This is a genomic window from Mycobacterium helveticum (assembly GCF_007714205.1).
GTDB classification, from domain to species: domain Bacteria; phylum Actinomycetota; class Actinomycetes; order Mycobacteriales; family Mycobacteriaceae; genus Mycobacterium; species Mycobacterium helveticum.
Genome location: NZ_VMQU01000155.1, coordinates 1 through 10,711 on the forward strand (window position 1 = coordinate 1; position 10,711 = coordinate 10,711).

The following is a 10,711-nucleotide window of genomic DNA, read 5'->3' on the forward strand; positions in this document are numbered from 1 at the left end:
CCGCTATGACCGGCTCGCGCAGCTGCGCGACCTGGTGCTGCTGCTGTCGGACTCCCTGACACCGCGCGGCGTCGGGCAGTGGCTGCACGCCGGAAACCGCCTCCTGGACGGCGAGCGCCCCATCGACCTGCTCGCAAACGACCGCTACGAGGAGGTCCGCGGCGCAGCCGAGTCCTTCATCGACGGCTCCTACGTGTGAGCCTGGACGGCACGGTCGCCGCCGCGCCGCGCCGCACGTTGCGCGGCCACTACTGGCATCAGGGCCCCACCCGGCACCCGCTGGTGTCCTGCGCAGATTCCGCCCGGGGTCCGGGCCGTTACCACCGCAACGGCGAGCCCGGCGTCTGGTATGCCTCCAACCGCGAACAAGGTGCGTGGGCGGAGTTGTTTCGCCACTTCGTCGATGATGGTGTCGACCCGTTCGAGGTTCGCCGCCGCATCGGGCGGGTCTCGGTGGACCTCGAGGTGCTCGACCTGACCGAGGCGCATGTCCGAGCGCAGTTGGCGGTGACCGAAAAGGAGCTCGTGTCCGACGATTACGCGCTGACCCAGGCCATCGCGACCGCAGCCCGCAACGCCGGGTTTGACGCCGTGCTGGCCCCGGCCGCAGCGCTACCCGGCACTGAGACGCTCGCGGTGTTCGCTCACGCGCTGCCCAAAGTCGACGCCGAGCGCTCCGCAGTCCGCCAACCCCCACCGCGGCTCGCCGACCTGCTGCCGATCATCCGACCGCACGAAAACGTCACCGACGCCGCGCGTCGCATGCTCATTACGCTAGGACAAGCCGGCGCCGAAGCGATTCGGCGTCGACGTCGCTGGTCGGCCTCACCGCGGCGCACTGACCTAATCAGGGAAGCCCGCCGAGGAGCCCAGGCAGCGGTTACCGCTCGTCCAGCCTAACCGTGACGGTTACCCGGCCCCGATCGTCGCGGGCTGCCAGCGCATGCCCGCCGCGGTCGGTGCCGTTGAGCCGCAACGTCATCGGGCCCCCTTCACCCAGGAAGTTTCGCCACCAGTTCTTGGCGTCGGGCGCCATCACCCGGATCACAATGTCGTCGCCGACCCGCCGGTAATTCACCGGCGTGCTGAACGTCTTGCCCGAGCGCCGGCCGACGTAGGAAATCATCACCAGGTTTCGGCCGACCACATTGCCGAGCACGGGCACATCGACGAGCTTGGCCGCGACGGCGTTGACCGCCGGCACCAGTGGACTCCCGAAGATGCCGCGGCCCATCACAACACCCCTAGCCGATTCATGCTCATCAGCCTAGCTAGATCCGCTCGGAACCGGTCGAACCCCACCCGCGGAGCGCCCCTGAACGCAGCGACGGCGCCTCGGCGCTGATGAATCGGTTCCGGCGCAGCGGGGAAAGCTCGCCGACCTGGATTCCATTCCTGGTCACGACGAACGACTCGCCTTGGTCAAGCTGGCGCGTTATCTCGCCGCTGTTATTGCGCAACTCCCGCTGCGTGATCTGCTTGGCCATACCTGGAATGTAGCGCGCGTACTACGCAAGGGAGCAAGGCGAGAAGGCGAGGACAGCGCGACGCATCAGCTGGCCTTCGCAGTAATCGGTGGCGGACGCCTCACGAGGCTTGCCCGCCCCGAGGCGATCCGCGTGGCGCACGCTGTCAGCCGCGGACCGCCGGGCCGCTGCGCAGCAAGGCGGCCCCCACGCTACCCGCGCCGGGCACGATTTCCGGGACCGACCGCCGGCCCATTGCGCACGAACTCCACGACCGCGTCGCGATTTTTCGCCGTGCGTTACGCCCGAGTCAGCGCGTCGGCGTCCTTGATGAGCAACAGCAGGTGCAGCGGGTCGGTGGGCGACGGCCCGAAGTCGAAGTGGGCGTAGAACGAGCGGGCCTCATCGCTAATGGCGTGCACCAGCATCGCCCGCGCGCCGATCAGGTCGGCTGCGCGCACACTGCGAATGACCGCATCCCGCAGCAGATGTGCACCGAGCCCGCTGCCTTGTTCCGCGCGATCGACCGCCAACCGGGACAACAGAATCACCGGCACGGGCTCTGGCATGTTGCGCCGCACTCGTCCGGGCACCGCACGGCGCTGCACCGACGCCGCCGCCAGCGCGTAAAAGCCCACGACCGGGCCGGCGCGACATGTCACATAACAGCGCGATGCGCCTTCCGCGTCGTTAGCCAAAGCCCGGGCACGCAGATAGTGGTCCAAGCTGGGTTCGCCGCTGTCAAATGCGAGGAGATCGTCGCGTTCACTGATCGGGCGCGGCGCGCTGTAGCCGCTCACTCCGCTGCATCGAAGATGGATTCCTCCGCAAGCAACGCTTTCAGCCGTGGCTTGTGCGACACCGGCCGGTCAAGCACCGCCAGAAACTTCGACCAAGCCGCATCATCGAGCACGAACCGGCGGCGATCGGCCAACACATTGCGGGCATGCGCCAGCGTTGCAGTGACCGTGAAATTGGTGAGATCGGTCCCTTCCACCTCGGCTGCATACCGGATCAGCGCGTCCTGTTCAGCGGTCAGACGCACCGCGAATCGTTCCGTCTTGATGGCCATCACCCCATTGTTTGCCTCATAGGCACACGGGTCAACACCGCGCGTTGCCTCACGCCCGCATCAGCACCTATTGCGTCCTGACGCGCCTACCGCTCGGAACCGGCGTGTGACATCTTTCCTCAGCCGATCCCAGCCTCGTGCCAGAGGTAGCACAAGTTATACATGCGCTACCCTGGGTCGCGTGAAGATCGGATTACGCGAGCTGCGGCAGAACGCCTCCGAACTGGTGCGCCGCGCCGGGGAAGGGGAAGAAATCACCATCACTGTGGCCGGCCGCCCTGGAGCCCGGCTTGTTCCCGCGGCTTCTCGAGCCTGGAGGCGGTGGGCCGATGTGTCCGAACTGTTCGCGGGGCCCGCAGATCCCGCGTGGCATGCCGACCGTGAGGTAATCGCCCAGGAGATACGCGACCCGTGGACCAAGCAGTAAGAGCGATCCTCGACACCAGTGTGGTCATTGCGACGGATGTCGAGCCTCTTGATGGCGAGTTGGCCATCAGCGCAATCACATTGGCCGAACTGCACTTCGGGGTTCTGGTGGCACAGGAACAAAAGGTGCGCGCTGAGCGGCTGCGGCGCCTGCTGGTCGTTCAGCGTAAGTTCGATGCGCTGCCCGTCGATGATGCCGTGGCGGCCAGCTATGGTCAGGTGGCGGCAGCCGTCGTTGACACGGGACGTCAGCCGCGAGCGCGGTCGATGGACCTGCTGATAGCGGCGACCGCCCACGCTCTTTCTGCCCGGCTTTACACCCGCAACGCCGACGACTTTGACGGCCTCGGCGACTTGGTGGACGTCGTGGCGGTCTGACCGCACGGGACACGTCAGTTCGGGCGAATCCAAACCGGACGGCAGACCAGTGTCATTGCGGCGCAGTGCGACTCGTTTAATCCGCATTGCCAGGATCGCTTCGGCCCGCTGCGCCCGGATCGCCGGCGAGGTGGTAGTCAGGGTTCTGCGCCGCCGCGGCTTTCGTCTCTGAGCCAGCGCCGATGACGCAGCGCTGAGAAGTCGCCATGGATTCGTGCCCAAGGAGTTTCATAACCCCGACGGCCTCGGCGATCCGGTGCTCGACGGAATCCACCGTCCGATTGGTCGCACCGCGTGGCGAAATCCGTTTCAGCGCAGGAAGGCTGCGACGCGTCACACGGTCAGCAGCTGCGCCAGCGCGTGCCGCACTTCGTTCAGTTCGGCGACCGAGAGCTGAATCTGCGGGGCGTAGCGGCGAAACCGCTCGACGGACACCGTGCGAATCTGCTCGGTGATCACCCAACCGCCGCCGGAGCCGACACGGACCCGGTGCAGCCACCCGGCGCGCTCCCCACTGGTCAGCGGCAACACACAGATCCGCTGCCCCATCGTCAGGTCCAGGTGGAAGCGGGACGAAACCACCAGCGCCGGCCGATCCTTGCCCTGCTCGCGCCCACGCACCGGCTCGAAGTCGACGAACCACACCTGCCCCGACTCGATGCGCGGCAGGCGCCTCACTCCCGTCAACGAGCTGGTAAAACAGCCTCGGCAGCCCGGGCCCGTTCTCGGCACGCAGATCACGCAACGAGATTCAGTCCTCAACGCCCAGAATCATCGCGAGGGCGCGCTCGACTTCGCGCATCGTGACAGGCGCGAGCGTTCCCAACTTTTCCAGCAGGCGGGTACAGGCGACAGCGCGCACACTGCGGCACACAGCGACACTCGGGCTGTCGACACCTTCGTCCGGCGAGACGGTCGGCCGCAACGGGGTCGATGAGCGCGAACTCGACACCGGTACCACGACAACGAGTTCGTCATCGACCCCGGCGAGTATCTCATCAACGGAAACGATGACCGCCGGGCGGTGTTTGCCGGACTCTCCGGCGCGGGTAGCTCCAAGCGCAACCCGCCACACGTCGCCTCGTCGCGGTTCAGGCAAGGCCGTCAGCGACGGAGTCGTCCCAGTCGCGGTCCTCCTCGCGTACTTCGGCGGCGGTCGACTCGGCGCGGGTGGCGTCGCGTTCGGCGCGAAAGCTGTTCTCGCGCTGGGCACGCGAGGCCAGCTCCGAGAGAAGAGCGGCAATGGAGATGCCTCGTTCGCGGGCCTGGGCTGCCAGTCGGTCGCGAGTCTGGACCGGAACCCTGATCGTTGTGGTGGGTGTAGCCAAATACATAGCTTACTTATGTCGCCATAGACGGGCGCTAACTCGCGTGGGCAGGATCGAAGTCGGCCAACCACACCGGCCCCGGCTCGATGAGCGGCCGTCGGTGACCGGCGCGTCAGCACCCGTCGCCTCGTCGGCTTCAGCCGCCTGATCCGCCCACCATTGCGGGTCGCTCCCGCAGTAATTGCGTACCGCGGCGACGGCGGCAGCCTGCCAGTGCTCGTCGATCAGTCGACCGATCATCTGCACCGAAGCTCGGTGCTAAATCCTGTGCCCGATGACGGCCGGACCGTTGCGCAAGAAGGCGGTCACTTGCTCGACGAACCGCTCCAGGTCGCGCAGATCGCCGAGCCTCGACTGCACGATCTCGTCCGACACCTCGACGTACTCGTGCACCAAGACGTCGCGAAAACCGACAGCCTTACGCATGGAATCGGACAGGTCGGCCGTGAGCACACCGTGCGCCCGAGCACGTTCATGGCATCGCCGTTGTCCGCCGGCGGCCCCCAGCCCTGCACCGAGCAGACGTGCTGGGCGAGATCGATACACGCCTCGATCGACGTGACGAACGTGTACTTCACGCCGCGTAACCACAACGGATCGGCACGCCGCACTGCATCGGCCGCAGATTCCCGATGCAGAAGATGCAGGTCGTCGGTGACGGCGTGCAACAGCCGCACGACGCGGACGTCATCCACCACGGCGCAGCACCGCCTCGGCGAACTCCCGGTGGGCCCGGGTCAGCCGCGGCAGCTCGGTCTGTTGACCGTCACGGTGGATGGCGATCACGGACCCCTTTATCGTCACCGAGGGTGCCGACGGACCACTACAGGGGACTGTTCGTCTGCATCGTCAGCGTGCAGATGATTGTCGGGCTTCCTGGTGAGCGCCCCACCGTAGCCGCCGGGTCGTGCGCATGGTGACGGCCGAATCCTTGATCGTCGTCCACAGTGACGATCGGTGGCCAGACGCGTTGTCCCCAAATTGAATTGACCCCTGCCGGAATCCGATCGTGGTAGGCAAGGCTGGTGAACCATGACTGTCGACCACGGCGGTGATCGTCGCTCGAACCGCCGAGCTGGCCGAGGAGCATCTCGGCGCCGGGACGCTGTCCTGCCCACGACGCGCCGGCCGGCTCACCAAATGGGGGTTTGGCCGGCGCCGCACGATCGGCTCCCACGGCACGGCGACGGTGACGCTGCGACCACGGCGGGTGCGCTGCTCGGACTGCGAATCCACCCACATCGTGTTGCCGACGGCATTGCAGGCCCGCCGTGCCGACACCACCGAAGTGATCGGGCAGGCGCTGCTGCACAAGGCCAACGGACTGGGCTACCGGCGCATCGCGGCCTGCCTGCACCGATCGGAGTCGACCGTGCGGCGCTGGCTGCGCCGCGCCACACCCAAGAACCTGAGATGGATGTACCAGCGTGGCGCCCAGCGGCTGATCGCGGTAGCACCCGACGCCGTCGCTGAACTGCGGTTCGTCGGCCAACTCCGCGACACCCTGTCGGTGCTCTGTGCCGCCGCCTACTGGGACCCCCACCGACTCGGCGTGCCCGACCCGCCCTGGACGATGGTCGGCATCTACACCCTCGGCAGGCTGCTCGCCCCGCCAGGCTGATCGCGCAGCACCCCCGGATCATCGGGTCCGGGGATGGCCTCGCTGCGCCCGCGCATCGCCCTGCAGCACCCAACCTGGCCTCCAACACCGTTCGTGGTCACCAACAGCGCCGGGCCAGTTCGTCAGCACGGCCACGACCGCGTCACCCCGCCGATCACCGCGTCGCGCTGCCCATGAACGGCCAGAACTTCGTCGTCATCTACCGTGACGCCGTCATCGTCATCCTCAGCGACGGCCAACACCAGCTGTTCAGCAAGGTAGTCGACCAGCGCGGACGGCACATCAAGCGGATCTGCGAGGAACATCCCGAGATTGCGCACCGTCACGACTTATAGCGCGAACCCGAGGCAGTTGTAATCACGCCGCTGAGCGACGATCAGCCGTCGATCCTCGTCGTCCAGGTGGAAGAACCGCTCCAACTCCACCCGCGACAACGACCCGAACCGGCCATAACCAGGCACGCCCTCGTTAGTCACGATGACATCGAATCAACCAGTCTGGGCAGCTTGTTCAGGCTCGGTGGCGACCTATGTACTCGGTGATCGCCTCGCGCATCACCTCAGACGACGGCACACGGCGCCGCTTGGCCAGCGCGTCCACCTGGTCGGAGACTTCCTGCGGCAGACGAACTTGACGACTCGGCGACTTCCCCTGCGACTCTTCGCCTCTGTTCGGGCGGCCCCGTCGCAAACGCGCCACGTCAACCTGTGGGGTCTCGATCGGTGTCGCACGGTATTCGCCGGATTCGAACGCCTTCGCCCACTCGGTGTACTCGCTTTCGGTTGGCATCATCATTTACTTCCTTTGGCGTGCCGCCAGTTGGGGTAACAGGACCAACGCGGTCTGCTCATCCAGTTCGGCCAACGTCGACTGACGCAGCATCATGGCGTGAAACGCCACGCATTCACCACTGGAGGTGTCAGCCAACACCTCGATCGGCGGTTCGGCATCCACCAGTCGGCCGATGAACAGCCTCGGGACGGTGCCAGAAATGCGCGGCGTGACCCGTGCCGTCCACATCGGATATTCAATTGCGCTGCGGATCTCCTCGTCGGTGATCCCGTGCTGGCGAGCACTCCCAAGAATCACGATCCGCACACAACAAAATGTACCCGCTTTTATCGTTGAGGTTGGCTAACCCGCCGACCTGCATCATCCTTAGCGCTACTTTTGCCGTTGGATGTTCCTCAACCCTGTTGCACGCCGACTGGGCCGTGGGCCGGCTTTCAAAGTCGCGACCGTCCAGTAGTATGCCTTGCGGCGTGTACCGAAATGCCTCGCCAATGCGCGGGCTTGATCGTCGGTCGGGTCCAGCGTGAACCGGAACGCCTGCACGCACCAGCCGTCCGGGATTTCGAAACGCGCCATCACGCGGCCTCCGCGTCGTCAGATGCCGCGGCCGCCATCGCGCGCTTAGGGAGCGCGCAGTAATTAGGTAGGTTCCGTTGGGCGTGTTGCGGTGTGGTCGGCGGTGAGCGTGTAGTACCAGTCGCCGTGGAACTCGTGACGGTGCAGCTGGGTAGCGTCGAGGCCGGCGATCTGCTTGTCTGTGATCTTGATGCCGCGGTCGTAGGTGGTGGTGTCGAGCACGGCGTTCACGGTCAGTCCGGTGGATGTGGTTGTTGCCCTGAGAGTTTCGATGACAACCTCGTGGGATTCCAGGGGTCGTGCGCCAGTTGCGGCTGATCGCGCAGAACAGCCGGTGTTCGATCTTGTTCCATTTGGAGGTGCCGGGCGGCAGGTGGCAGCCGAGCGCCTTCATGGCGTCGCCGTTGTCCGCCGGTGGTCCCCAGCCTTGCGCCGAGCAGATGTGCTGGGCGAGATCGATGCACGCCTCGATCGACGTGACGAACGTGTACTTCACGCCGCGTAACCACAGCGGATCGGCACGCCGCGCGTCACCCGCCCCGGCTTCCTGACGCAAGAGATGAAGATCGTCGGTGACGGCGCGCAACAGCCGCAGGACGCGGACGTCATCCACCACCGCGCAGCACCGCTTCGGCGAACTCCCGGTGGGCCCGGGTCAGCCGCGGCAGCTCGTCGAGATAGATCTTGCGGGTCGTGGCCTCCCACACCACCCGGGCGCCGGGATCGTGTTCGAAGAGCAGTGTCCCGTGCAGCGCGACCCGGCCGGCGAGTTCCAGCGGAGCGTGGTTCAGCGCCACCAGGTCGACACCGGCCGGGAGCAGGACCTCGAATGCCTGGGGCGCATCTGCGTCGAAGTAGGCCGCAATGTCGACATCGGAATCTTCGCGGGCGGTTCCCGACGCGCGACTGCCGTGCAGGTAGGCGAAGAGCGCTCCGCGACGCCGCAGCGCCTCCACGGCCTCGGCGATCCGAGGGTCGACGGAATCCACCGTCCGATTGTCGCACCGCGTGGCGAGAATCCACGCGAGCACCGCAGCGCTGGGCGGCCGGGGCGCTCTGATCGGCGGTCCCAGCAGACACGGCCCACTGGCAAGGTCGGCCGATTGCTGAGGGAATCGAGTCGAAGCCGGAGTCGTAGTGCAACCGCAGCATGAGCGACGAGACAGCCGGCTCGCACGGGGTGGGGCTACTTCCGCGCCCGATCGAGCGATGGCCGGCGAGACACATCCAGGGCGCCGCGGTCGGAGGTGGCGGCGCAGAAGCCGGTGCTTCACGCGGAATTTCCGGTCAGCACGTCGGGGCCGAGGTAGCGAATCACCGGGGTCGCGCCGTCAAGGTCCCACAGGATCAGGTAGTCACGGTCGACGTCGGGGACGGTGATCGCCCAGAGCCGGCCGGGTCGGATAAGGCGGCGGCGGACCGCCGCGTCAGTAGAATCGGCTTCGATCCGGTCGAGCCATTCGTCAATGCGCGCCGCCAAGGTGGGGTCTGTCTCGTAGAGCTGCACCAATTCGTCGTGGGGCTCGGGGTCCATTTGCAGCACCCGGACAACACTACCCCAATGCCCCATTCGCCCCCATCCCCCAATTGAACAGATGGGGCAAGGCGGGTTATCATTGACGATGTGGAACCCGTTGTGATTGAAGTGGACAGCCGACGTCGAATCAGTCTGGGTAAGTTAGGCCACCACGATACGTACCTGGCCACCGAGCAGACCGATGGAACGATCATGCTGGAACCGGCGGTCATCTTGAGCGCGGCCGAGCATGCTTACCTTCGGAATCCAAGTCTGCAGCGGCAAATTGAAGACAACCGCGCTCATCCTGAGCGCCGGCGCGGAAGGCCGTCGCGCACTTAACGATCTAATCGTGCCTTACGGCTACGGCGTGGTTTTCACACGAATAGCTCTGTCGTGCAGCATAATTGGGCGTACGACGAAGGCGGGACGGCCGAAGGCGGAGTTGGTGCTGACCGAGCAGGAGCGTGCCCAGCTGGTTCGGTGGTCACGGCGGGCGAAGTCGTCGCAGGCGTTGGCGGCGCGCGACAGACCCACGACAACGCCCGCCACGGCGTGACCGACCGGTTCGCGGCATTCAACATCGCCGACGGCACCGTCATTTCCCAACTGCACCCCCGCCACCGGGCAGTCGAATTCAAGAAATTCCTGGTCGCGATCGACAAGGCCGTACCCGCCGAGCTCGACGTACACCTGGTCTGCGACAACCTGTCGACCCACAAGACACCCGCGGTCGACCACTGGCTGGACCAACACCGGCGTTTCCACATGCATTTCACACCGACCGGCTCCTCCTGGCTCAACCAGGTGGAACGCTGGTTCGGGTTCCTCACCGACCAACTCCTGCGCCGAGGCGTCCACAAAAGCGTTGCCGCACTGGACAAGGACATCAAGAACTGGATCAAGAGCTGGAACTGCGACCCCAAGCCGTTCGTGTGGAAGAAGACCGCCGAAGAGATCCTCGACTCACTCGCCAAACATACTCAACGAATTCCCGGCGGCGGACACTAGGTCGCCGTTCTGCTATCGGACATGGGTGGAGGCTACCGCTGGTGTCCACCACGGGGTGTTCGACCGCCAATCTGAGCCATGACTGTCAACGTTCGTGCGGTCCTGGTCCGGAGGTGGCGGCGCAACAGCCGCTGCGGTGAGACGGGCCGCACCGGAACGCCTTTGACTGACGCAGCATGCGCTTTACCGGCTTTGGGGACGCAGACGTTTGATGCGATCCCACAGGAGTGCCTTGGGTGTGTCGTAAATCTGCAACTCACGCATGCAGTCGTCGAGACGATGCGGGTTGTCTCGCAGGTAGTCGATGGCATTGACCAGGTCGTTGACCACGGCCGACCGGTAAGCGAATTCTGCTTTGACTATCGCTCGATCCACGAGGTCCCGCCCGGGCTCCATCATCGCGAGATCGATGATGTCGCGGCTGAACGTCGACGCGTCATCCCATCGATCAGACCCTGATTTTTCAGCCGGCTTGTGATGATCTTGTTTTCGGTGGTCTGGTTGGTGGTGACTGCGCGCTGATGG

The 10,711-nt window shown here is 65.6% G+C and carries 19 protein-coding genes and 6 pseudogenes; 7 read left to right on the forward strand and 18 right to left on the reverse strand.

Features of this window, described 5'->3' with window-relative positions:
- Window positions 1-199 (forward strand): annotated as a pseudogene (locus FPZ47_RS24115) (antitoxin Xre/MbcA/ParS toxin-binding domain-containing protein); the annotation flags it as partial.
- Window positions 196-816: pseudogene (locus FPZ47_RS24120) on the forward strand (RES family NAD+ phosphorylase); the annotation flags it as partial. The pseudogenes FPZ47_RS24115 and FPZ47_RS24120, both read left to right, overlap by 4 nt.
- Window positions 817-880: 64 nt before the next feature.
- On the opposite strand, the gene FPZ47_RS24125 reads toward FPZ47_RS24120, so the two are convergent.
- The 4 genes and pseudogenes from FPZ47_RS24125 to FPZ47_RS24140 all read right to left on the reverse strand — a co-directional run.
- A complete protein-coding gene (locus tag FPZ47_RS24125) occupies window positions 881-1,234 on the reverse strand; it encodes a nitroreductase/quinone reductase family protein (protein ID WP_144956188.1) in 354 nt (117 codons plus the stop codon).
- A 37-nt stretch (window positions 1,235-1,271) separates the two neighbouring features.
- Window positions 1,272-1,487: a type II toxin-antitoxin system Phd/YefM family antitoxin gene (locus FPZ47_RS24130; protein WP_246133581.1), complete on the reverse strand. Its 216-nt coding sequence runs from the start codon at window positions 1,485-1,487 to the stop codon at window positions 1,272-1,274.
- A 278-nt stretch (window positions 1,488-1,765) separates the two neighbouring features.
- Window positions 1,766-2,266, reverse strand: coding sequence for a GNAT family N-acetyltransferase (locus tag FPZ47_RS24135; RefSeq protein WP_144956185.1), 501 nt, complete (start codon window positions 2,264-2,266; stop codon window positions 1,766-1,768).
- Window positions 2,263-2,529: pseudogene (locus FPZ47_RS24140) on the reverse strand (type II toxin-antitoxin system TacA family antitoxin); the annotation flags it as partial. The pseudogene FPZ47_RS24140 and the gene FPZ47_RS24135, both read right to left, overlap by 4 nt.
- Window positions 2,530-2,719: 190 nt before the next feature.
- On the opposite strand from FPZ47_RS24140, the gene FPZ47_RS24145 reads away from it, so the two are divergent.
- Window positions 2,720-2,965 (forward strand): type II toxin-antitoxin system Phd/YefM family antitoxin, encoded by a 246-nt coding sequence (locus tag FPZ47_RS24145; RefSeq protein WP_210419986.1) that lies wholly within the window; start codon window positions 2,720-2,722, stop codon window positions 2,963-2,965.
- Window positions 2,950-3,342, forward strand: a complete 393-nt coding sequence (locus FPZ47_RS24150; protein WP_144956178.1) for a type II toxin-antitoxin system VapC family toxin — start codon at window positions 2,950-2,952, stop codon at window positions 3,340-3,342. Before FPZ47_RS24145 ends, FPZ47_RS24150 begins: the two co-directional genes overlap by 16 nt.
- A gap of 76 nt (window positions 3,343-3,418) precedes the next feature.
- Here the strand turns inward: FPZ47_RS24150 and FPZ47_RS24155 are convergent, their stop codons facing one another.
- From FPZ47_RS24155 to FPZ47_RS29025, 5 genes are all read right to left on the reverse strand, one after another.
- Window positions 3,419-3,616 carry a hypothetical protein gene (locus FPZ47_RS24155; protein ID WP_342781094.1) on the reverse strand — a complete coding sequence of 66 codons (198 nt, stop codon included), beginning with the start codon at window positions 3,614-3,616 and terminating at the stop codon, window positions 3,419-3,421.
- A 59-nt stretch (window positions 3,617-3,675) separates the two neighbouring features.
- The gene (locus FPZ47_RS24160) at window positions 3,676-4,020 is read right to left on the reverse strand and encodes a type II toxin-antitoxin system PemK/MazF family toxin (RefSeq protein ID WP_168209553.1); all 345 of its coding nucleotides are present in this window, start codon (window positions 4,018-4,020) and stop codon (window positions 3,676-3,678) included.
- Between the two features lie 73 nt (window positions 4,021-4,093).
- Window positions 4,094-4,441 (reverse strand): type II toxin-antitoxin system PemK/MazF family toxin, encoded by a 348-nt coding sequence (locus tag FPZ47_RS24165; protein WP_144956172.1) that lies wholly within the window; start codon window positions 4,439-4,441, stop codon window positions 4,094-4,096.
- The gene (locus tag FPZ47_RS24170; RefSeq protein WP_246133580.1) at window positions 4,434-4,670 is read right to left on the reverse strand and encodes an antitoxin; all 237 of its coding nucleotides are present in this window, start codon (window positions 4,668-4,670) and stop codon (window positions 4,434-4,436) included. Before FPZ47_RS24170 ends, FPZ47_RS24165 begins: the two co-directional genes overlap by 8 nt.
- Before the next feature lie 258 nt (window positions 4,671-4,928).
- Entirely contained in the window at window positions 4,929-5,261 is a 333-nt protein-coding gene (locus FPZ47_RS29025) for a DUF86 domain-containing protein (protein WP_345889731.1), read from the reverse strand.
- A 460-nt stretch (window positions 5,262-5,721) separates the two neighbouring features.
- Between FPZ47_RS29025 and FPZ47_RS24180 the strand changes: the two genes are divergently transcribed.
- Window positions 5,722-6,291, forward strand: a complete 570-nt coding sequence (locus FPZ47_RS24180; RefSeq protein ID WP_144956167.1) for a helix-turn-helix domain-containing protein — start codon at window positions 5,722-5,724, stop codon at window positions 6,289-6,291.
- Window positions 6,292-6,413: 122 nt separating this feature from the next.
- On the opposite strand, the gene FPZ47_RS29855 is transcribed toward FPZ47_RS24180, so the two are convergent.
- The 8 genes and pseudogenes from FPZ47_RS29855 to FPZ47_RS24220 form a co-directional block, all read right to left on the reverse strand.
- Entirely contained in the window at window positions 6,414-6,617 is a 204-nt protein-coding gene (locus FPZ47_RS29855) for a DUF4158 domain-containing protein (RefSeq protein WP_246133579.1), read from the reverse strand.
- Between the two features lie 3 nt (window positions 6,618-6,620).
- Entirely contained in the window at window positions 6,621-6,767 is a 147-nt protein-coding gene (locus FPZ47_RS29860; RefSeq protein ID WP_246133578.1) for a DUF4158 domain-containing protein, read from the reverse strand.
- A gap of 34 nt (window positions 6,768-6,801) precedes the next feature.
- A complete protein-coding gene (locus tag FPZ47_RS24190; protein WP_144956164.1) occupies window positions 6,802-7,086 on the reverse strand; it encodes a ribbon-helix-helix domain-containing protein in 285 nt (94 codons plus the stop codon).
- On the reverse strand, window positions 7,087-7,389 hold the full coding sequence (locus tag FPZ47_RS24195; protein ID WP_144956161.1) for a hypothetical protein: 303 nt from the start codon (window positions 7,387-7,389) through the stop codon (window positions 7,087-7,089).
- 123 nt (window positions 7,390-7,512) lie between these two features.
- Window positions 7,513-7,659 (reverse strand): annotated as a pseudogene (locus FPZ47_RS24200) (helix-turn-helix domain-containing protein); the annotation flags it as partial.
- Between the two features lie 63 nt (window positions 7,660-7,722).
- Window positions 7,723-8,038 (reverse strand): annotated as a pseudogene (locus FPZ47_RS29865) (ISAzo13-like element transposase-related protein); the annotation flags it as partial.
- A 226-nt stretch (window positions 8,039-8,264) separates the two neighbouring features.
- Complete coding sequence (gene mntA / locus FPZ47_RS24215) at window positions 8,265-8,648, reverse strand: type VII toxin-antitoxin system MntA family adenylyltransferase antitoxin (protein WP_144956158.1); 384 nt, start codon at window positions 8,646-8,648, stop codon at window positions 8,265-8,267.
- A gap of 281 nt (window positions 8,649-8,929) precedes the next feature.
- Complete coding sequence (locus FPZ47_RS24220; protein WP_210419988.1) at window positions 8,930-9,202, reverse strand: hypothetical protein; 273 nt, start codon at window positions 9,200-9,202, stop codon at window positions 8,930-8,932.
- Between the two features lie 81 nt (window positions 9,203-9,283).
- Between FPZ47_RS24220 and FPZ47_RS24225 the strand changes: the two genes are divergently transcribed.
- Together FPZ47_RS24225 and FPZ47_RS24230 are read left to right on the forward strand one after the other, a co-directional pair.
- Window positions 9,284-9,517: a hypothetical protein gene (locus FPZ47_RS24225; protein ID WP_144956152.1), complete on the forward strand. Its 234-nt coding sequence runs from the start codon at window positions 9,284-9,286 to the stop codon at window positions 9,515-9,517.
- Between the two features lie 141 nt (window positions 9,518-9,658).
- A complete protein-coding gene (locus FPZ47_RS24230; RefSeq protein ID WP_246133577.1) occupies window positions 9,659-10,186 on the forward strand; it encodes an IS630 family transposase in 528 nt (175 codons plus the stop codon).
- 183 nt (window positions 10,187-10,369) lie between these two features.
- On the opposite strand, the pseudogene FPZ47_RS28605 reads toward FPZ47_RS24230, so the two are convergent.
- A pseudogene (locus FPZ47_RS28605) lies at window positions 10,370-10,711 on the reverse strand (hypothetical protein); the annotation flags it as partial.

Bases quoted from the DNA above. Each gene is read 5' to 3' on its own strand.
- FPZ47_RS24125 (WP_144956188.1), bottom strand. From the start codon at position 1,234: ATGGGCCGCGGCATCTTCGGGAGTCCACTGGTGCCGGCGGTCAACGCC.
- FPZ47_RS24130 (WP_246133581.1), bottom strand. From the start codon at position 1,487: ATGGCCAAGCAGATCACGCAGCGGGAGTTGCGCAATAACAGCGGCGAG.
- FPZ47_RS24190 (WP_144956164.1), bottom strand. From the start codon at position 7,086: ATGATGATGCCAACCGAAAGCGAGTACACCGAGTGGGCGAAGGCGTTC.